We start from the raw sequence: 20391 nt of genomic DNA on the forward strand, positions 1-20391 counted from the left end.
CGAGTCCTTCAGGTGCTGAAACTGTTGGTCGCTGGTACAGGCCGGATTTTTAGAAAATCCAGAATTTGTTAATCAGAAATGCGCTGACCGTCAGGACACCTGAGACCACAAAGCCATTCCATAACCCTTCGGCTATGGCCATTACAGTGCTCAAATATTTTTTTCGTCCATCAATACCAATGCTCTTCATCGTGCCACCCTATCAAGAACGTGCGAAATGTGCTAAATGTGCAACAATAAAACCGGCCATGCTGTTTCGCTGGGCTATTTCTTTGTCCTATTTATACATATTTCCGTGATTTTGTCAATGCGGATTGATGGTTGTGAGTGCGGGAATAGCATGAATTGCGCCGCCATTTCTTACGGAATGGAATTAAAACACGTGTCATTACAGAATTTAAAGCCATCAACGGTAAATGTTTGAGCAATTGTGATTTTTTGAAATTTTCCCTGGATTGCCAGGCGAGTTTGGTGATCAAGCACTGGTTTCAAAATCGAAAAGCACGACATCTAGGCACAATATGCATATGTGGCATATTTTTCGGTCGCAGCTTCGATCTGGAGTAAAGGCGACAAAGGCGATAATACCGTGGGTTACCCAAAAGCCCCATTCGTGCTGTGGGGACGTGGTGGAGTTGTCGGATGTGAAGTGATAGAAAAAATATATTGTTGCAGTCTACTCACAGGCCATTTTGCAAGAGGCCTGTGAGAGCAGAGAGTGAGGGGTGACGACTGGAAACCTGCTACGTGTAAAGGTAGTGAGTTTTGTAAAGGAGATTCGTTCGGCGTGTGGACGGCTGGATGGGCGGTGCTGTTTGGTTGGCGAAGGTGTGGTGGCGTCTCCGTAATACGTGTCAGTCGCGTGAAACGGCCACCACAATTCAGTTTTGTCTTCTGCTTGTTATGCCACTGTCAGTCGGTCTACCGTGCTGTCTCTTTTGCCAGGGATATATTGGAAACAGTGGTCGCTTCTTTACGGAAGATGAGGGCAAAAGGTTTCATGATCAACCAGGCGGCCAGAATCCCAAGTGGCAGAACGATCTGGGCAAGAACCGGCAGTAGCCAGACAAAGACGATGTAATCGGAAATATTCGACATGGTGCACCTCCCTGAGAAGCATTTCGCCATCGCAAATTTCAACGTAAGTAGATTCTGATCTACCCTACGCACTTGCTATGTGAATGGCTCCATTGAGCATGTTTAATAGTAGCCGAAGGTGTAACTGAAAACAAGAGTGTTTTTTGTAAGAATGACCTGGTAAGCGCGGTTTCATCTGGCTAAAATGTCGTAAGTCCGTGTTTGTTTTCTGTGTTATAATTACATGAAAAAGTGAAATATATGTATTGGAAGACACGTGTTGATGCGTTAATTGCGACAAATGCCTAACAACTATAAAGTGTGCGCAAGGCGCATTTTAGGGGTGGAAATGTGATAGGTAAATTCGACGCACAGGTGAGTTTGCACATTTTGGGTAAAATCTGATCGTATGTCATGATCATTGCGTGTTGAATAGGCGAAATTGGACATCTGTAGTATGCGATATGTGCCTCCGTCTCTGTCAGAGGCAGCGCACCCCGTCAAAGCACCAGAAGCAGTGGCCGCAGGGCACGGCAGTGCCGAAGCAGTCATTGGTAAACGGAGTGGTTTCACCGGTTATATCCGGGCAGGGGCCAAGTGAACAGCTATGACAGAAAGGATAGTCATAACTCATGGCTGCTTCTCGGAATTCCCTGTATTCCCGATTGTTCCAGAGCGTGATAAGGTCCTGATCCCTGATTGAACCGAAGCTTCGACGCTCAAGCTTTTTGGCCTCCCCATCCATATAGAACGTCTGGGTGTGCCAGAGGGGATGACAGGGCATGACGGAGCCTTCCACATCGATAAAGGTGGCGTTATCCTCAATAAACCTGCAGTTTCTTTTCGTAGAGGCTGAAAGAGGGGGGAGGGAGATTTCAACTCCAAACCTATCTGCGGTTTTTTCGGCTTCGGTAATGTAGTCCTGCCAAACCAAAAATTCCCGGTTGTCCAGCAGCGCAAGCTTTTGCACATTCAGCCAGATATTTTTTTCACCCGCCTCGGCCAGCATTTGCCGGTAGAGTTGCTGTAGTCGATGTTCTTCTTCATAACGAGGCGCGATCCAGGTTTTAGCGGTGAGACCTGCGATGTTGAGCCCTTCTGCAGCGGCAATGGCCTGCCATTTTTGATAAATATTACGGGCCTCGTCAGTTGACGAGATGAAAATCGTTTCTTTTTCTGCCTCCCGGTGATAGGCAAGCAGATGAGATCCTATAATAAAATCAACCCCTTCATTTGCAAGGCGACGGATAAGTTCCGGCAACTGCGGTAAGGTCTGCCTGGTCAGCACAATTTCCGCACCTAGACGAACATCCTCGTACCCTTGGCTGTTGCATATCTGCCGGGCCATTGCAATCCGTGAATGTTGCTGGTGGAACTGATGGAGGAGATGGTTGCCGCATGGGTGTTCAGCCATCTCATTGTCCACTGAAATGCAGAGCCGGGAGAGGCCCGCGGCCAGCAGCTTTTCGGTAATGTCTTTACTCAGCAGCAGGCCGTTGGTCTGAAAGCCAATCCAACAGTTCCGGTCCATGCACTTTGCCGCCACGCTGACCATGTCAAGCAGTTGCGGGTGCAGGAGAGGCTCGCCGATGCCGTTTAACACCAGGGCTTCGAGTTTTGGAAACGAGGGCATAAGGCGCTGGAAAAGTTGAAAATCAAGATGTTTGTCGGAGATGTCGCTGCCGGGAGCCTGTTTGACACACATTCCACACTGCATATTACAGCGGGTTGTGGTTTCGACGTAAAGTTTTCGAGGATGCATGATGAACAGTATAGCGTGTCTGGTAATGGGGCGCCAAGGCAAAGGCAGGCGAGGGGCACATATGAATCGAGCCGTGCCATTGGTGGCAGCACGGCTCGTACCTCACTGGAATACTGTCATTTTAACCGATGTGATCCCGAATAATGTTCAGTACCCTTCTGACCGGCTCAGCGGCACCCCAGAGCAGCTGATCGCCGACGGTAAAGCAGGTCAGGTACTCGGGGCCGATGTTCATCTTGCGCAGACGGCCGACCGGCACGGTGAGGGTGCCGGAGGTCTTTACCGGGGTCAGTTCGCGGGAGGTTATTGCGCGGTCATTCGGCACGACCTTGACCCATTCATTGTGGCTGGCGATGATGTGCTCAATCTCGGCCAGCGGTACATCTTTTTTTAGTTTGATGGTCAGCCCCTGAGAATGGCAGCGCATGGCGCCGACGCGGACGCACTGGCCGTCAATGGGGATGATGTCGTTGCCGGTACGGCCGAGGATCTTGTTGGTTTCGGCGATGCCTTTCCACTCTTCCCTGGTCTGGCCGTTTTCCATGGGACTGTCGATCCATGGGATGAGGCTGGCAGCGAGCGGTACGCCCCAGACATCAGTGGTGAGGGTTCCGTCGTTGAGCTTGGCGGTGATTTTCTGGTCGATGTCGAGAATGGCCGAGGCTGGATCGGCCAGCAGGTCACTTACTTCGCCCTCGATCTCGCCCATCTGGCTGATCAGTTCACGCATGTTCTTGGCGCCGGCACCGCTGGCAGCCTGGTAGGTCATGGAGCTGATCCATTCCACCAGGTCATGCTCGAAGAGGCCGCCAATACCCATCATCATCAGGGATACCGTGCAGTTGCCTCCTATATAATTTTTGATGCCCGAAGCAAGGCCGCGATCGATGACCGAGCGGTTGACCGGGTCGAGGACGATGATGGCGTCATCGCTCATTCTGAGCGCAGAGGCTGCGTCGATCCAATAGCCGTCCCAACGGGCGCGGAGCTCTTCATAAACGGTTTTGGTGTAGCTGCCGCCCTGGCAGGACAGGATGATATCCATTTCCGCAAGTTTGTCGATATTCATGGCGTCTTCGAGCGGCTTCACGCCGCAACCGACATCTGGTCCGTCCTGACCGACCTGTGAGGTGGTAAAGAATACCGGTTCGTAGCCCTGAAAATCATTCTCGGCCCGCATCCTGTCCATGAGAACGGAACCTACCATTCCTCGCCATCCAATAAATCCTACCTTGCGCATTTTCGACTCCGTTGTTTGGGTGTTGTTGGTCAAATGGTACGGCCGGCAGGGCCGGTCGCTGGTTTCTGCCGCGTAGCTGAAAATCTCTCCTGGAATTCCAAATGGGTCACGATCCACCTCTGAATGTGCACTGAACAATTAAGCGGCCGAATGAACCGGCAGGAGGCAAAGGTGTGGAAGTTTGGACAGATGGATCAGGAAAGACGCGCTTGAAATGGTGCGACAGAACGCAGTAAGTCTGTATCGGTAAATTTTACACAAAAGAATGACAATTGCTCGAAAAATTCTCCATAGATTTTAAAAAAAGGTGGGTATCGCCAGAATGTAGCATATCGTTGGCGATTATCGAGTGGTTGTTGCCTTTTTTTTTCGGGCATTCTCTTGCCTTTGAGGGGAAAGCTGTTGATGGTGCCTTTGCTCTGCGATAGGATACGTTGTGGGGAAGAAGAACAGAGGATATTTTGGCAGGAAAACACCTGTATCGAAAAGAGGGGGAATCTATGGCGGCAACGCGTGACCAATATCTCGAAGAGCACAATGGACGGTTTGTCGAGGCCTTGCAGGAGTGGCTGGCGATACCGAGTATCAGCACCTTGAGCGAGCATCAGGAAGATGTCTACATGGCGGCTGAGTGGGTTCGTAACCGGCTCGTGTATATGGGTTTCCCAGAGGTGCGAACCATCCCGACCAATGGTCACCCACTGGTCTATGGCGAGTGGTTGGTTGATCCGCATCAGCCGACGCTGTTGTTTTACGGACATTACGATGTGCAGCCGGTTGATCCTGTTGATGAATGGCAGAGCCCACCTTTTGAACCGGTCATTCGCGATGGTAATATCTACTGCCGGGGGGCCAGCGATGACAAGGCCCAGATCCTCCTGGTGCTGGCCGCCCTTGAATCCTGGATCAGGGTGGATGGCAGACTGCCCGTGAATATCAAGATTCTCCTGGAAGGTGAAGAGGAAGCGGGTGGAGCCGGCGTCGACAGGTTCGTTTCCAAAAATGCGGAACTGCTCGAGGCGGATGCCGTTCTCATTTGTGATACCCATATGGTCGACATCAGTCAGCCATCAATCATTAATGGTCTGCGCGGTATTTTGTATACGGAAATCATTGTTTCCGGTGCTAAAACCGATCTGCACTCCGGCAGCTACGGCGGGGTTGCGCCGAACCCCTTGCACGCCCTGTGTGTTCTGCTCAGCAGGTTGAAAGGCGAAGATGGTGTTATCCATATACCCGAATTACACGAAGCGTTGCCCGAAGTCTCGGCGGCGGAAAAGGAATTCTGGCGCGAAGATCCCTTACGTATAGAAGACGCCCTCTGCCGGGAAATGGGGGTGGAACAGTTGGTGGGCGAGAACGATTTTCCGCCGCTCGAGCGGTTGGGGGTGCGACCGACCCTGGAAGTGCATGGCATTCGCGGCGGTTTTACCGGTCAGGGGGCCAAGACCGTGATTCCGGCTGAGGCGGTTGCCAAAGTGAGCCTCAGGCTGCCCGCAAATCTCGTACCTGATGAGGTGTTTGGCTGGCTAAAGAAAGCGGTGAAACAACATATCCCAGCAGGCTATGCGGTTCGGCTGGTGAATCTGCATGGCGGCAGAGGGGTTGCGGTCAATCCGGACAACAGCTATATCCAGGCTGCCACTGCGGCGCTCTCAGCTATCTATGGACGTGAGCCGGTATTTATGCGTGAGGGCGGTTCGATCCCCATTGCCGCGCTTTTTGATGCTGTGCTGGGGGCGCCGGTGGTGCTGATGGGCTTTGGGCTGCCCGATGACGGGGCCCATGCCCCCAATGAAAAATTCAGCCTTGAGCAGTTTCACCTGGGTATGAGAACGGTTGCCGAGTTTCTCGGGAAAATAGCACGGTAGGAGAACATCATGACAGATGAAAAACGACGATTCAGCCGCATTGTGTTCAAGATGAACGCAGAGCTTGCGGTGCGAGGTAATCTCTTCAAGGTCGAAGAGATTGCCAATTTAAGTGTCGGCGGCTGCCAGCTCGATATCGGCGAAGCGTTTCCTGTAGGGACTGTCTGCAGCCTGCTCATCGTGCTCAATCCGGCGGACCGGACCATGAATGTAGAGGTGGATGGGGAAGTGGTACGCAGCGTGGACGGGGTAGTCGGCATCAGGTTCAACTCCATTGGCCCCGCAGCCCTCGCCCATCTGCAGAATATCATCCGTTACAATGCACCAGATCCTGACCGGATTGAGCAGGAGATTGACGAGCATCCCGGCTTGGTTTAAACAGGGCTTAAAACCATCTTGCGGCAACTCCCAGCTGCAGTTCGGTGAGGTTCCGATCCGATTCGAACCCCAGCCACTCCCTGTATACCTCACGGCCCTGGTTCTGCAGAAGATATCCTGCAGCCAGGGTACTGTTTACCAGATCGGTCCATGCTTCACCGATCCCGGCCATTGGGCCGCGATATTCTGTGGTCAGACAGGAAAAAGGTTCAGTTTCCAAAAAAGAGAAGCGGCCAGTATCGCACCGTTTTGTTACCGGGAAGGCGATGAGAATGTAAAATGGTCTGGCTCCCGTCAGGTCAATGTCGAAATAGTGAAATTCCGGTGGGCCGGTAATATCGACGGCGGCTACGCGCAGATCATGCTGAAGATCGTCCATAACTTCTTCGGCGAAGAAAGGGATGTCAGTGATAGCAAGCTCTTTTTTGGCACAATAATAGAGTTGGGCGGGCAGTTGGTGATATTGCATGGTAACCTCGAGCGGTCATTGCACGAAAAGAGCGAGTAGTCTCGAAAGTGTTACTCTTTTTCAGCTTTTGATTGACACACTTTTGCTCAGCTCTTTCTTGATGGCGCTCGCTAAAGAAAGAACCGTATAGGGTTTTTGTACCAGTGGTCCGGCGCCTATTGCCTGGACCTTGGTGACATTTTCCGCTTCAGAAAAACCGCTGGCGATAACGGCCTTCTGGTCAGGAGAAAGAGTAAGGATCTTCTGGTATGTCGTCAAACCATCCATGCCACCCGGCATGATCATATCGAGAACTATGATGTCGTAGGGCTTTCTCTGGATCATCCCTATCGCTTCTTCGCCGCTTGCCGCCGTATCCACCAGATAGCCGAGCATGGTCAACATTTCAGAGGCAAAACGCCGCTGTTCTTGTATGTCATCTATAACCAGGATCGATTCACCGTGACCCTGAAAGCGACTGAGATCCTGTTGAATGGTCGCGGCAGCTCTTTCGCGGGTCGCAGGAAAATAGAGGGTGAAGGTGGTGCCGACGCCGGGGGTACTGTCGACAGCGATATGACCTTTATGATCTTTGATTGCGTTCCAGACCAACGTCATGCCAAGACCAGTGCCGCTTCTGCCCATCACCTTACTGGTGTAGAACGGTTCAAAAATGTGGCTGATTTTGTCTTGGTCCATCCCCAAGCCGGTATCGGCCACGGAGAGAATGACATATTCACCGGCAACCATGTTCGGATGAGGTAATTCATGCTGTTCAAGGTAGCGGTTGGCAGTGGCAATGGTCAACAACCCACCTCCCGGCATAGCCTCCAAACCATTGGTAAAAAGGTTCATCACGCATTTGGCAAGGCTTACCGGCGTGGCCAGGATGCTCAGCAGTTCTTCGTCAAGCGTTAGTTTCACGTCAATGCCATGGGCAGACTTAAGCAGATTCTTATATTCGGGACTGGTGGCAAACTCCCGTATGATAGTATTGAGGCTGACCGGCTGAAAATTTTCTACTCCGCGACGGGCCAGGGTCAGCAGATCGGAGACAATGGCCGCCGCCCGTTCGCCTGAGCTTCGGATGATCTGCAGTGGCCGGTACATGGGGTCATCCTGGGATCGGTTCACCAGCAACATGTCGGGATAGCTGACCAGGCCGGAAAGAATATTGTTGAGGTCATGGGCCACACCGCCGGCCAGCATGCCGATTGCTTCCATTTTCTGGGCCTGCTTCAGCTGGTTTTCCAGTTCGACTTGCTGGGTTATATCCCTGATGTCCATGGCATAGCCGAGTATATAGTTGTCCGAGACCATGTAGGGGCCCAAATGGATGTTCAGATGCTTGAGCGGTTGTCCCGGCCTGGCATAGGAGGTCGTGATCGCGACCTGTTCACCAGACAGACAGCGGTTGATTGTCCGCATAAGGTGTTGTTCATAAAAGGCCAGACCAATGACTTCCGGCAAGGTTTTTTCCTGTAGTTCATTTCGTTCAACCCTGAAGGTGTTGAGATAGGCGCTGTTGACCAGCAGGTGGTTGTTGTCCCGGTCAAAGAGGGCTACTGCATCGTTTGAGGCCTCCACCACGCGAGCGTATTTCTTCAATTCCTGCATGGTTTTCTGCCGCTTGTGAATCTCTTCTTTTAAGTGACGGTTGGTGGTCGTGAGGGTGCTTGTCTGTCGTGCAACCTGATGTTTTAAGAGAAGGTTCAGGGCGACAAGGACCAGAAAAGCGGCAATCAGTCCCCCGAGCAGATAAGGTAAATAGGCTGGAAAACTACCAGCCTGTTCCGACGCCAGCCAGCGCTGCATGGCCAGGTGGTAGATTGAGCCGGAGTCCTGTTTGTAGGTCCGAAGCCGGTTGTCGATCTGAGAGAGAATATCCTGATATGTGCCCTTTGGTGCAGCAAAGCGCAGCTCGATGGGGTTGAAAATGATGGGCGTTACCTTGACCTGGAAATTCTTCTTGTTTGCCTCGCCATAGAACCTGTTAACTACGCCGATATCGAGATAACCTGCGTCGAGCATCTCAAAAATAGTCTGGTACTCATCAGCTTCGATAAACCGGCAGTTGATATCGAATTTTTTAGCCATCATCCGTAATGCCTGGAAGTGAATGTCATTTTCCTTGACAGCCACTCGCTGGCCCTGCAGGTCCAGCAATGAGGATATCTGCTTTTTGGTGGACGAGTAGACCTCAGCCCAATTCACCAATATCGTCTCATCGGAAAAGGAGAGCCACTCGGCACGTTCGCTGGAAAAGGCGATAGCTGGCAGTAGATCGATCTTCTCCTGACGCAACTGGTCGAGCAACTGGTTCCAGGGTGCTGGCTGATACGAAATTTCCCAACCCTGCTCATTTGCGATCTTTTCGAGAATATCAGGGAACAGACCTGAAACCCGGCCGTCTTCGGCGGTGAAAATAAGCGGCTTATTTTCATAGACGCCAACTTTGAGCACTGTTTTTGCGAAACAAAATGCTGGAGACACAAGGACGAAGAGAACAAGTGCGGTGACAAGGAGCCGCAGCGAACGGTCTAAAGAGGCAATAGTGGGGATGTTGAAGGTGTTTTCCGGCATTTGAGGTAGTAAATGGATTATATGTTTGTTGAATGGTCCATGGAGTAGGAGTTTTGGTCTGGCTTCATAGTCGGCAAATTGAGGCGCAGTCATACTCAGGTATATCGTTAATTGTTCCCAAGGTCAAATTACCGGCTGGAATGTATTGGTGTTTTTTCGAAAAATTGCGGATGGGTACTGTAACAAGGTGACGTTGGCTGGCTTCATAGATAACATTTGAGCGCGTGCATCTCGTGTTTAAATAAGGCCGTGGCAGTAAATCCCATGACCGGGAATATACTGAAAGGATTGCCGTTTGCAGGTTCTTTTGATGATCTGGGATAGTGGCTGACGCTACACGCTAAAAGTAGGAATGATCATGATCAACGATCTTGACCCGGTAGCGCTGTTTGCCGGGGTGGGGGTGTATCATCAGGGGCTTATGTTTCCGGATGACTTTGGCCTTGTACTGTTGCGCTGGGAATGCCAATAGGTCTGAAGCGTGGCCAACAGTGAGATTTATTGGACGGCTTCGAAAATGTATTTTAGCGCAATGGAGACAATTATGGCCGCCAACATCCACTTTATTGCTTGAGCTGGCACGTGTTTTTGGCATCGCGCGCCAAGATACATGCCAGTCATGCCTCCAATTCCGAAAAGAATCCCCAAAGGATAATCCGGTGCGATGGAGAGGTTGGAGTAGAGAGGTGCTATAGCCTGATAAAAAACAACTCCTGCAACGGAGGTGACAAACGTTCCCATCAGTGCTGCTCCGGCAACCGCATGTACCGGTAGTCGCCAAAGGGTTATCAGAAAAGGTGCGATGATTGCCCCCCCGCCGATCCCATAAATACCCCCAACAATACCGACAACCAGGCTGAGGACAAAGATACTTGCGACAGGAGCATCGAACTGTTCACCGTTAAAGGTGAAGGAAAGGGTTTGCAGTGTGAATCTGGTTACTTGAACATGTGGAGCTGCAGCCGTTTTGCCGGTGGAGTTGGTCTTGGTGGCGAGTCGGTTTCCGAGAAGGTCGCGAACCATTTTTGTGCCGATATAGAGTAGGACAACTGCGGCAAAGATTTTGAAGCTTTTGGGGTCAGGCAGGTACCTGATCCGTATGATTGCGCCAACCAGCACCCCGGGGAGCGTCCCTGCTACCACTATCCAGGTAAGGGGCCATGTCATTCTTCCTTCCCGCCAGTAACGGTAAACACCACTTGGAATGGCTACGATGTTGAATAGCTGGTTGGTTGCGCTGACCGATGGGGAAACGTAGCCGAGAAAAGACATTTGAAACGGCAGTAGCAGAAATGCTCCGGATACTCCGCCCATGGAGGTGAAAAACGAGATGACAAAAGCGACGAGTAGGGGAACCCAAGGAGCAATTTCGATCCCTGCAGTTGCAAAAAACATGTTGTTTTCCTTTTGAAAAGGCAACAGGTAATAAAACAGAATGGATTGCCATTCAGGGTAGAAAAAAGAGTGGTTAGATGTCAATGCAATTTTGCATTACTGAAGAACGACCTGCGTTTTTATGCAAGATAATGGACGGTTTGTGGTGTTGTAAGAGGAGCCGGGACAGCTGTCGATAGACAATCGAATCTTCGGTTATGGAGCGTGACGGAGGGGCGGAGGAATAAAAACAAGTCTCTTTCCCTTGATCAAAGCAGCCAGCGGAGGAGTTCAGGCTTTCTGATACTGCTTTGATCAGGGAACAGGAGAGGAGGCGTAGTATCGGACAACCGCGGTCATCAGTTGAACGAAGCCTCATACTGCATGGAGAGATTCCCGGGGGAGGGCAGACTCTCCCCGGGAATCGGCATTCTGGGGCTGAAACCAGAACAGGCGGTGAAGTGTCCGGGCTGAACTCGGACGGCCAGCGAAATTTCGATTGCATTTGGTCTTACTGGGTGCTGGTCTGACCATATATCTATTTAATTGCGGTGCTCTTGTCAAGTCCATTTTTGACTTTCACGTTTTTGTGCTATCTGCTACTGTGCGCGTTGAAAGTTGAATGTAATTGGCCGGATGATTTCCGGCTGGCTGTTTTGGTCAGACCATATCGAATAATTTAGGACGTATATGGATACAGTGTTTAAGGAAGTTCGGGTTGAAAAAGTTTCAGATAAAATCGTCACGCAGTTGATAGATCTCATCACGGAAGGTCAGTTGGCACCTGGAGAAAAATTGCCAAGTGAGCGGCGGTTGACGGAACTGTTTGGTGTGGGGAGATCGTCGCTCCGGGAGGCGCTGAATACCCTGGAGACTCTTGGCTTTATCGAAATCAAGAAACGTAAGGGCAACTACGTCAAAAGCATGGATTCTGCCATGCCGCTCAATCCTCTGAAAAAAATCATGCAGACGGATCAGAAGCGGATTGTCGAACTTTACGAAGTGCGGCGGTCGATCGAGCAGTCGTCGGCCAGGGAGGCGGCTGAGAGAAGGACTGACGAGGATCTCGAAGCAATTTTAGCAGCAATCCAGAAATTTACTCTGCCTTCAGGAGAAACGGTTTTTTCCTGGGACAATGAGATCGGTTTTCATCTCGCTATTGCCAAGGCCTCCCATAATTTCCTGCGGCTCCACACCCTGAAGTCCATCTTCGATTTTGCCCGTGAGTTTTTAGAACCAGTATTGCATGGATTTATCTGCAATGAGGAGCGGATTAACATCGTGCTCAGGCAGCATCAGGATATCTATGAGGTGATCAAGGCTCAGGATGCGGAAGGAGCACGGAAAATGATGCGCGATCACCTGTTTGGCACCAATCAGCGACTCACGGAATTTTTTGCAAAAATCCGTTAACGATTGTCTATTCTCCAGGTCCAGCGGCTGCTGGGTGCCTGTTTTCGTACCTTGCAGATTATTTTCCTGTTTTGTCGCAGGAAAATAATCTGTCCAAGATCTACCTGTCCCCCTGTAGGATTTAGAGCTTCAGTTCCTCGGCAAGTTCCTGTACCAGCGGATGCTTGCCGATTCCTCGCACCTTTCTGAGTGCAGGAATAAAGGTGATTTTTCTCCCGAAACTGCACGGCGTTTTCAACGTGAACCAGACAAGGCGCGGGCTCAGAAACGTTGAGCCATCCACCGATTCGATATCATCCACATCGATTTCCTCAGTCCTGAGAAAATTTGAGATCTGCAGTTTGCGACCCTGCAGCGTTACTTTCTTCACATTGCCGCAGGAAAAGAAGATGAAAATGGAAAGTGCGGCCCAGACGATCATGTACTGGCTCCAGCGGGGATCATCAGGTCCGGCCAGCAGTACCTTGTGGGTGCCTGCACCAAAACCGACAATCCAAAGAGCGAGGAAGATAAATTTGTAGAAAAAGGTCAGTGGTGATGAGAGTTCTTTCATGATTTCCTGAGTTGGGATACGACAAAGTTGAGTAACAGGTGGGGCCTCGAGTCCGCACTTTCTGGCGGGCATCGACAAATGGTACCATAACCGCAACGAAGATTCCCTGCATTTTGTCCGTGTCTCTGTTGTAACGAATTCTTCTGTTATGGCAAAATTTTATAAAAACTGTATCTGTTCGATTTATTTTTGATATGTTTTGGTAACTACAAAGAAAAATATAGCAAAATTCAGTAAAGAAATAGCAACAGGAGCGTCATGAAGAGAGATTTTTTGCGAGGAGTAAGGCAGGCGCTGCCAATCGTGCTCGGCTATATACCGGTCGGTTTCGCCTATGGAGTGCTGGCCCAGAAGAGCGGGCTTGGCCTTATGAATGCGGTTGCCATGTCGGTGATTGTCTTTGCCGGCAGTGCCCAGCTGATTGGGGCGGGGTTGTTTGGAGCCGGTGCCGGTCCGCTGGCGCTTATCGCAACTACCTTTGTGGTCAATCTTCGGCATCTATTGATGTCGGCGGCCCTTGCCCCGAAGCTGCGGGGGTGGAAAAAGTGGCAGATAGCCTTTTTCGGCTATGAACTGACGGACGAAACCTTCGCACTCCATACAATGCGTATGGCCAAGGAGCATCCGCCGATGGCCGAAACGTTCGGTGTCAACGTGACAGCTCAATTTTCATGGATTGTCGGTAGTCTGGCAGGATATCTCGCCGGTGGTCAGATTGCCGATGTTCGCCCGGTTGGTCTCGATTATGCCCTGCCCGCCATGTTTATTGCGCTTCTGGTTCCGCAGATAGTTAAACCGGTCTACCTGATGATGGCCGTGCTGGCCTGCGTGATTTCTGTTTCCCTGAGCCTTCTCGGCTTCAGTCAATCCCATGTTATAGCTGCCACGGTGATAGCTTCCACCGTTGGTCTCGGAGTGGAACAATGGATGAATCGCTCGTCTTCCTGACAATCGTCGGCATGGGGCTGGTTACCTATTTGCCACGGTTATTGCCGATGCTGCTGCTCTCCGGCCGTAATCTTGCGCCGTGGATTTCCCGTTGGCTGGCCTTTGTGCCAGTAACGGTGTTGTCGGCATTGCTTGCGCCGGGGCTGGTTTGTAACGATGGCAAACTCGATCTGGGTTTTGACAACCTCTTTCTCATTGCGGCATTGCCGACCTTTCTTGTTGCTTGGCGGTTTAAGAGTTTCTTCGGGACTGTCGCTACCGGTATGGGAGTTGTGGCTCTGGCCAGGTATTTTCTCTAGCGTTGTGCGGCGAAGGCAGCCGGGAAACCCTTTCTCGTGATGGGTTTCCCGGTCGCTTGTGGAAGGTCAGTCAGCAAGAAGCTTGAACGAGAGTTGTAAACGGGTCCGGTAGCAGAGTCCCTGATCTCCTTCAAGTTTCATATCCAGTTTGATGACCTCTGCGATTCTCAGGTCCCTGATGCTGAGCCCTGCCGATTGCACGGCATTCTGAGCTGCCTGCTCCCATGAGACGGGGCTTGAACCGACCAGTTCAATAATCTTGTAGATGCTTTCGGACATACCAATTCCTCCTTTGCAGGTAGAGAGTTGTGGTGCCTGCTGAACCGGTCTGCTGCCTGAACTGTGAATGGCTGAACGAACCGGCTCCCTCTGTCAGATTTCTGTTGGTGCGGTTGTGCCGGACACGGTGACATACAACTGTCCTACTTCTATTGTAGCGGCGACAAAGGAAAAAAAGAAGATGAAAGAGCGATTGTTTGTCAGGTTGAGCTGTTTTCGGAAAACCGAAATAATATCTGATAACCGGGTGAAGGCATAAAAAAAGCTACCCCTGGAGAATGACTCTTCCGGAGTAGCTTTGGAGGTAGGGCCTGCAGATCACCGACTCTCGTCTTAGGCGTTCAGACTGTCAGGTCATAAATGCAGTTGGATCATGTATCAATTAGAAACAGAGCTCTTTCACCGGGATGCCCGCCAGTACACTTGCCTGGGAGACGCCTTTCGGGAAAAGGGTGTAAAAATATTTCGGTGTACCTTTCTCCGGGCCGAGTTCATTTGCCAGATGGTTTGCCACCAGCCGAACCACCGGGTGCCGTTCCCTGTTTTTATAGGTTGCCCGGATATATTCAAGGGCGGTGAGATGCTCTTCTTTTAACGTGATATCCGCTTTTTCCGCCAGCCACTTGAGAATGTCGGTATCCCAGGCATCCATATCCAGGAGGTGGTTGTCATTGGTGAGTACATACTGCTTGCCATTTACTTCTACGTTCTTGCTCAGGTCTTTCATGTTGGCCTCCTGTTTGCTGAGTACCGCTTCGTAAAGCTTTACTGCAGAAAAAACATACGATGCTGCTGATAAATCCCTCCCTCACGGGGGGCGCCGATACCTGATAGTTCATCGTGCATATTGTCGAGGTCAGAATGGTCTGTAACCATCGTTATTTTCTTATGCACAATACCGGAATATCACGCTGCAGGAGTATTTGCAAGCAAAAATTACATATGCACATTATTATCTAACATATTTTTATTACAGGAAAAAACATCACTACTAAGTGGTATGCTACAAAGTAATAATCGTTCTCGTAAGTGTTAGGATTGGCCGGCAAAACACCTATTGTTGAGTTCGTGTGACGAATTTCGGGGCAAGGCGCAAAGGCAGGGGAGAGGTTGAAAACTGAAGCGGGGTTTCGGTATGTCCTGCCTGCTCTGACCATAACAAATGGAAGTAGTTGCGGCTCTGGAACAGGCGCACTATAGTCCAGCATGTGACATGACTACTGGCAGGAAACAGATACGATAAAATTCGAAAAGAAATGAGGTCAGATTATGTATGCAGTGGCAATAAATGGCAGCCCACGAAAGGGCGGCAACACTGAAATATTATTAAAAAATGTCCTGCAGCCACTGGAGCTGGCAGGCTGGCAGACCGAACTGGTTCAGGTTGGTGGTAAAAATATCCGGGGGTGTTTGGCTTGCGGTAAGTGCCGAGAAAAACAGAACATGCAGTGTGTGGTGGACAATGACATCTTCAACGAGACCATGGCGAAGATGGTCAAGGCTGATGCCATTATTTTAGGATCACCCACCTATTTTGCCGATGTCTCGGCCGAGCTCAAAGCGCTCCTTGATCGCTCAGGTTATGTGGCGTTGTCCAATAACCGGGCTTTCAGAGGGAAGATCGGTTCAGCAGTGGTGGCGATGCGCCGGGCCGGTGCTGTGCACGTTTTTGATACCATCAATCACATGTTCCAGATCAATCAGATGATCATCCCTGGCTCCTCCTACTGGAATCTTGGGATAGGCCGCGATAAGGGTGAGGTGGAAGGGGATGCCGAAGGTTTGCGCAATATGAAAAATCTCGGCGAGACCATCGCCTGGCTGGGTGCAGCCATTGAACCGCATAAAGCTACCTTTCCGGAAGTAGCCCTTTAATAGCCGAGCCAACGCTGTTCAATCCCTAAAGTGCAGGCGGTGTTTTCTATAAAGAACACCGCCTGTAGAACAAGCACATCGTGTTAAGCAGGTCAGGCCGCTGGTGGAATGCGCTTGTAATAGTATACGGTGAACGGTTCTTTTCCTTCTTCGTGCCGTTCATGGTGGGTTTGCTGGAAATCATCGTCCGAGAAATCCGGAAAATAGACGTCACCCTCCACTTCGCGATCGAGCACTGAGAGAATAATTTCATCTGCACTTGGCAGTGCCTCCTCGAAGATCTGGCTTCCCCCGAGAATAAAGGCCTTTTCAGCATCACCTGTCAACTTCAGTGCCTGTTCGAGTGAGGTGACATTATCTGTTCCATTACTCTGGTAATCGGGATTTCTACTGATTACAATATTTTGACGGCCTGGAAGTGGTCCCTTGAGTGATTCATAGGTGAGCCTGCCCATGACGACCGGAAAACCCATGGTGGTTTTCTTGAAAAATCGCAACTCCTCAGGAATATGCCAGGGAATGGTATTGTCGCGGCCAATGACGCGGTTGGTTGCCATAACGGCAATCAGAATAACGTTCATAGTTCCCCGAAGCGGTTGAGAGAAAAGAGAAAATTCTTGTAATTACTATACGTTTTATTAAATAATATAAAAACTATACATGTCGTAACGGTGGTTTGTCAATATACCCCGCCTTTCGGGCGGTCGGCTTTTCCGGAGGTTTGCCATGAAAATTGAGTGTCCCCACTGCGGGGTAAGGGGTACCTTAGATGATGCATATGCGGGCAGAAAAATCAGGTGTCCGAAATGCAAGACCCTGTTTCAGGTGGGCGGGCAGCAGGAGGTGACGCCACCCATCGGCGAACAGGACAGTGTGCCGCCACCCATGCCCCCTGATCCGGAAACTGTTCAGGAGGTGACTGAACAGACTGCTGCTGAAGCCGAAAGCACCACCCCGGCAGCAGAAAAGCCGGAGGCTGTCGAGGAGGCTGCACCGCCGGAACCGGATACGACACAGGTCAAGCAGGATGAAGTTCCGCCCATGCCACCTCCGAAAGCGAGGCCGCATGCGACACGAGAACAAACATATGGTTCCGATGTCCGGTTTACCGTGGGTGGGCTGATCAGCAGGGCATGGGAACTGACGAATGGTGTCAAGGGGCCGCTTCTGGGCGGACTTGCCGTTATGTACGGCGTCTCAATGGTTATCGTTGGAGTCATCACCTTTCTGATCATGGCTCTGAATATTGATGAGAACGGGATACTTGCCAATCTTCTCAATATCGTCAACTCGGCCTTGTCGATGATTTTCACGGCCGGCTTAATGTATATGGGAGTTCTCAGGGCTACCGGCAGGCAGGTGATATGGAAAGATGTGTTCGCCGGATTTCCCATCTCCGGTCAGATCATTGTTGCCAGTCTCCTGCAGATGATCCTGGTGATGATCGGTTTTGCCTTGCTTATCCTGCCAGGGATCTACCTGATGGTCGGGTATCTGATGACCTTTCCCCTGATGCTTGACCGTTCTATGACGCCCTGGCAGGCCATGGAGGCCTCCCGTAAGGCCATCCATAAGGTGTGGTGGAAAATATTTGGACTCTACCTGATAGTGATGCTGATTCTTTGTATCTCGGCTATCCCGTTCGGTATCGGGCTGATCTGGACAGCACCCATGTCGATCGTGCTATGTGGAGTCGTCTACACCATGCTCTTTAAGGAGAACTGAGAGAAAAACAGCTGACGAAAGAAGAGATGCAGAGTACATGAAAGGCGGACCGTGTACTTTATGAGACGGCTGCAATAGAGAAAGATGGAACAGCAAAGGAATCTGTTATGCAACTCAATACACCAAGCTTGCTTTGGTTTCTCACCGGCGTCGTGCTGCTGTTACTTGAACTGTCCATGCCGAGCTTTGTCTTGTTCTTTTTTGCCCTTGGCGCCTGGCTGACGGCGGGAGCTGCCTGGCTCTATGAGATCAGTCTCAATACCCAGATTCTGATTTTTATTGTCGCCTCACTTGTTTCGTTGCTGTTGCTGCGCCGGTTTGTCAAAAAAGCCTTTGGTGGTGGAAAAAGCAGTGACGGGCGCAGCGACCACTCGCTGGCCGAGGCTGGCACCAAGGTTGTGGTGGTGGCGGATATCGTGCCGCCTTCGGAAGGAAAAATCAAATATTCGGGTACAACCTGGCGTGCTACGGCCAGTGAGAAAATAGAGGCCGGGGAAATTGCCGAGATTGTTGAGCAGGATGGGCTTTTGATAACGGTGCAACGTGCCGGTGATGCTGAGCTCTGAGCATCGTTACAACCGTTTCAGACAAACTGATGGGGGATGATATGGAAAATCTTGTTGCGTTAGTCTTCTTGCTTGTTCTGGTAATTGTGGTTCTGATCAAGACCGCTGTCGTGGTGCCGCAGCGCTCGGAATTCGTCGTGGAGCGACTGGGGAAGTATCGGACCACCTTGGAGGCAGGTTTTCATATCCTCATCCCGTTTCTCGACAAAATCGCCTACAAGCGTTCCTTGAAAGAAGAACCTATTGATATCCCGGCCCAGACCTGTATAACCGCGGACAACGTCACCCTGGAGGTGGACGGAATTCTCTACCTGCAGGTAGTGAACTCGATGCAGTCGGCTTACGGTATTGAGGATTATCATTTCGCCGCGGGCCAGCTCGCCCAGACCAGTCTGCGCTCGGCCATCGGCAAGATCACTCTCGACTCGACGTTTGAGGCCCGTGAGACCTTGAACGGCCAGGTGGTTGACGCGCTGGATGAGGCTGCTTCCAACTGGGGTGTGAAGGTGCTTCGCTATGAGATCAAGGATATCCAGCCGCCGAAAACCGTGCTTGATGCCATGGAAAAGCAGATGAAGGCGGAGCGGGAAAAACGGGCGGAGATCGCGCGGTCGGAAGGTCAAAAGCAGGCGATCATGAATAAGGCCGAAGGTGATCGGGCGGAGGCCATCTTTCTTTCCGAGGGCGAGAAGATGAAGCGGATCAACGAAGCCGAAGGTCGGGCCCAGGAGATCCTGCGGGTGGCGGAAGCAACCGCCGAGGGTATCCGTCGGGTGGCCGAAGCGCTTTCCATGCCCGGTGGCAAGGAGGCGGCTAACCTCGAAGTGGCTAAAAAATATCTTGATGAATTCGGTAAGCTCGCCAAAACAAACAACACCATGATCGTTCCCGGCAATCTCACCGATATGAGCGCGATGGTGGCGACGGCTATGGCTACTTTCGAGCAGGTGAAGAGTGGCAGCTACCCCACCTTTCAAGCAGAAACGTCATCTCCACAAAAGTCGGGCTGAGTGCATAAACGGGATCTGGGCGACCGGTGAAGATGCCGGAAATATTCACATCCATTTTGTATCAGGAACCATACCCTATGTCGCCCTTGTTCATCCACTTGCTGATGTTGCTCTGTGCCACCCTGGTCTCCACCTCGTTTACGGTGGGTGCCGCGATCGCCGGAGACCTTGATCCGGCGGTACTTACCCTGGTACGTTTCGTGGTGGCCGGTATTATCCTGGCCCCAATCGTCAAGCTGCGTACCGGGCTGCAGTTCTCCTGGTCTTTTCTCGGGCGCTGCACGATCATCAGTGGCTGCCTGGTGATCTTTTTCTGGTGCATGTTCCTTGCCCTCAGATACACCACTGCTCTGAATACCAGCGTGATCTTTACCCTGGTGCCGCCGATGTCCGGAATCTATGCGATGATCATGGTGCGGGAGCGGCTGCCGGGTGCTCAGCTTGCAGCTCTGGCAGTTGGCATGATCGGCGCAATTTGGGTTATATTTCGGGGGGATTTTGACCTGCTCTTGGCCATGCACTGGAACAAGGGCGATCTGATTTTCCTCGCGGGCTCTGTCTGTATGGGTTTTTACACCCCGCTTGTGAAAATGCTGCATCGAGGTGAATCGATGCTGGCCATGACACTGTGGGTACTTGTTTCAGGTAGTTGCTGGCTTCTGCTGCTCAGCGGTGGAAAACTCTTGACGGTGGACTGGGGAAGTGTGGCCGGCAAGACCTGGGTGGGTATTCTCTATCTTTCAGTTTTCACCACGGTAATCACCTTCTTCATCACCCAGTTCTGTGTCCCTTATATCGGGCCGACCCGGGCCATGGCCTATTCCTATCTCTACCCTGGGCTGGTGCTGATCATCGATCTGCTGCTTGGGCATGGCCTGCCCCCGTTGGCTGTGCTGCCTGGGGTTGCCATCGTGCTGTTGGCCATGGTGGTGCTGCAGTTTTCATCCAAAAGCAATCGAGGCAAAGAGAATGCCGAACCTTCAATTTGAA

At 51.2% G+C, this 20391-nt stretch carries 21 protein-coding genes; 10 read left to right on the top strand and 11 right to left on the bottom strand.

Annotated elements, in window-relative coordinates:
- Positions 1–49: 49 nt before the first annotated feature.
- From BUF15_RS27115 to asd, 4 genes are all read right to left on the bottom strand, one after another.
- The gene (locus tag BUF15_RS27115; RefSeq protein ID WP_159441284.1) at positions 50–190 is read right to left on the bottom strand and encodes a hypothetical protein; all 141 of its coding nucleotides are present in this window, start codon (positions 188–190) and stop codon (positions 50–52) included.
- A gap of 731 nt (positions 191–921) precedes the next feature.
- Positions 922–1098: a hypothetical protein gene (locus tag BUF15_RS27120; protein ID WP_159441285.1), complete on the bottom strand. Its 177-nt coding sequence runs from the start codon at positions 1096–1098 to the stop codon at positions 922–924.
- Between the two features lie 460 nt (positions 1099–1558).
- Positions 1559–2839 (bottom strand): radical SAM/SPASM family putative metalloenzyme maturase, encoded by a 1281-nt coding sequence (locus BUF15_RS11090; RefSeq protein WP_073613541.1) that lies wholly within the window; start codon positions 2837–2839, stop codon positions 1559–1561.
- Positions 2840–2960: 121 nt separating this feature from the next.
- Positions 2961–4079, bottom strand: coding sequence for an aspartate-semialdehyde dehydrogenase (gene asd, locus BUF15_RS11095; protein WP_073613542.1), 1119 nt, complete (start codon positions 4077–4079; stop codon positions 2961–2963).
- 500 nt (positions 4080–4579) lie between these two features.
- On the opposite strand from asd, the gene BUF15_RS11100 reads away from it, so the two are divergent.
- Positions 4580–5950 carry a dipeptidase gene (locus BUF15_RS11100; RefSeq protein WP_073613543.1) on the top strand — a complete coding sequence of 457 codons (1371 nt, stop codon included), beginning with the start codon at positions 4580–4582 and terminating at the stop codon, positions 5948–5950.
- Between the two features lie 9 nt (positions 5951–5959).
- Positions 5960–6328 (top strand): PilZ domain-containing protein, encoded by a 369-nt coding sequence (locus BUF15_RS11105; RefSeq protein WP_073613544.1) that lies wholly within the window; start codon positions 5960–5962, stop codon positions 6326–6328.
- A gap of 7 nt (positions 6329–6335) precedes the next feature.
- Here BUF15_RS11105 and BUF15_RS11110 read toward each other — a convergent pair whose 3' ends face one another.
- The 3 genes from BUF15_RS11110 to BUF15_RS11120 form a co-directional block, all read right to left on the bottom strand.
- Complete coding sequence (locus BUF15_RS11110) at positions 6336–6797, bottom strand: GyrI-like domain-containing protein (protein ID WP_073613545.1); 462 nt, start codon at positions 6795–6797, stop codon at positions 6336–6338.
- A gap of 60 nt (positions 6798–6857) precedes the next feature.
- Positions 6858–9452 carry an ATP-binding protein gene (locus BUF15_RS11115; RefSeq protein ID WP_073613546.1) on the bottom strand — a complete coding sequence of 865 codons (2595 nt, stop codon included), beginning with the start codon at positions 9450–9452 and terminating at the stop codon, positions 6858–6860.
- 405 nt (positions 9453–9857) lie between these two features.
- Positions 9858–10754, bottom strand: coding sequence for a sulfite exporter TauE/SafE family protein (locus BUF15_RS11120; RefSeq protein WP_073613547.1), 897 nt, complete (start codon positions 10752–10754; stop codon positions 9858–9860).
- A 669-nt stretch (positions 10755–11423) separates the two neighbouring features.
- Here BUF15_RS11120 and BUF15_RS11125 point away from each other — a divergent pair.
- The gene (locus tag BUF15_RS11125; protein WP_073613548.1) at positions 11424–12146 is read left to right on the top strand and encodes a FadR/GntR family transcriptional regulator; all 723 of its coding nucleotides are present in this window, start codon (positions 11424–11426) and stop codon (positions 12144–12146) included.
- A gap of 121 nt (positions 12147–12267) precedes the next feature.
- Here BUF15_RS11125 and BUF15_RS11130 read toward each other — a convergent pair whose 3' ends face one another.
- Positions 12268–12699 carry a hypothetical protein gene (locus BUF15_RS11130; protein ID WP_073613549.1) on the bottom strand — a complete coding sequence of 144 codons (432 nt, stop codon included), beginning with the start codon at positions 12697–12699 and terminating at the stop codon, positions 12268–12270.
- 258 nt (positions 12700–12957) lie between these two features.
- On the opposite strand from BUF15_RS11130, the gene BUF15_RS11135 reads away from it, so the two are divergent.
- Together BUF15_RS11135 and BUF15_RS11140 are read left to right on the top strand one after the other, a co-directional pair.
- Entirely contained in the window at positions 12958–13647 is a 690-nt protein-coding gene (locus BUF15_RS11135; RefSeq protein ID WP_073613550.1) for an AzlC family ABC transporter permease, read from the top strand.
- Positions 13623–13946, top strand: a complete 324-nt coding sequence (locus BUF15_RS11140; RefSeq protein ID WP_073613551.1) for an AzlD domain-containing protein — start codon at positions 13623–13625, stop codon at positions 13944–13946. Before BUF15_RS11135 ends, BUF15_RS11140 begins: the two co-directional genes overlap by 25 nt.
- A 66-nt stretch (positions 13947–14012) precedes the next feature.
- Here BUF15_RS11140 and BUF15_RS11145 read toward each other — a convergent pair whose 3' ends face one another.
- Together BUF15_RS11145 and BUF15_RS11155 are read right to left on the bottom strand one after the other, a co-directional pair.
- Positions 14013–14225, bottom strand: a complete 213-nt coding sequence (locus tag BUF15_RS11145) for a dodecin family protein (RefSeq protein WP_073613552.1) — start codon at positions 14223–14225, stop codon at positions 14013–14015.
- 382 nt (positions 14226–14607) lie between these two features.
- Positions 14608–14952 carry a TusE/DsrC/DsvC family sulfur relay protein gene (locus tag BUF15_RS11155; protein WP_073613554.1) on the bottom strand — a complete coding sequence of 115 codons (345 nt, stop codon included), beginning with the start codon at positions 14950–14952 and terminating at the stop codon, positions 14608–14610.
- A 542-nt stretch (positions 14953–15494) separates the two neighbouring features.
- Between BUF15_RS11155 and BUF15_RS11160 the strand changes: the two genes are divergently transcribed.
- Entirely contained in the window at positions 15495–16100 is a 606-nt protein-coding gene (locus BUF15_RS11160) for a flavodoxin family protein (protein WP_073613555.1), read from the top strand.
- A 92-nt stretch (positions 16101–16192) separates the two neighbouring features.
- Here the strand turns inward: BUF15_RS11160 and BUF15_RS11165 are convergent, their stop codons facing one another.
- A complete protein-coding gene (locus tag BUF15_RS11165; RefSeq protein WP_073613556.1) occupies positions 16193–16681 on the bottom strand; it encodes a dihydrofolate reductase in 489 nt (162 codons plus the stop codon).
- Between the two features lie 145 nt (positions 16682–16826).
- On the opposite strand from BUF15_RS11165, the gene BUF15_RS11170 reads away from it, so the two are divergent.
- The 4 genes from BUF15_RS11170 to BUF15_RS11185 all read left to right on the top strand — a co-directional run bounded on the left by BUF15_RS11170 (position 16827) and on the right by BUF15_RS11185 (position 20390).
- Positions 16827–17825, top strand: coding sequence for a zinc-ribbon domain-containing protein (locus BUF15_RS11170; RefSeq protein ID WP_073613557.1), 999 nt, complete (start codon positions 16827–16829; stop codon positions 17823–17825).
- A gap of 107 nt (positions 17826–17932) precedes the next feature.
- A complete protein-coding gene (locus BUF15_RS11175) occupies positions 17933–18391 on the top strand; it encodes an NfeD family protein (protein WP_073613558.1) in 459 nt (152 codons plus the stop codon).
- A 41-nt stretch (positions 18392–18432) separates the two neighbouring features.
- Positions 18433–19401, top strand: coding sequence for an SPFH domain-containing protein (locus tag BUF15_RS11180; protein WP_073613559.1), 969 nt, complete (start codon positions 18433–18435; stop codon positions 19399–19401).
- A 77-nt stretch (positions 19402–19478) separates the two neighbouring features.
- Positions 19479–20390, top strand: coding sequence for a DMT family transporter (locus BUF15_RS11185; RefSeq protein ID WP_073613560.1), 912 nt, complete (start codon positions 19479–19481; stop codon positions 20388–20390).
- Position 20391: the final 1 nt, after the last annotated feature.

The sequence above is a fragment of the Desulfopila aestuarii DSM 18488 genome (genome assembly GCF_900143695.1).
Classification (GTDB): domain Bacteria; phylum Desulfobacterota; class Desulfobulbia; order Desulfobulbales; family Desulfocapsaceae; genus Desulfopila; species Desulfopila aestuarii.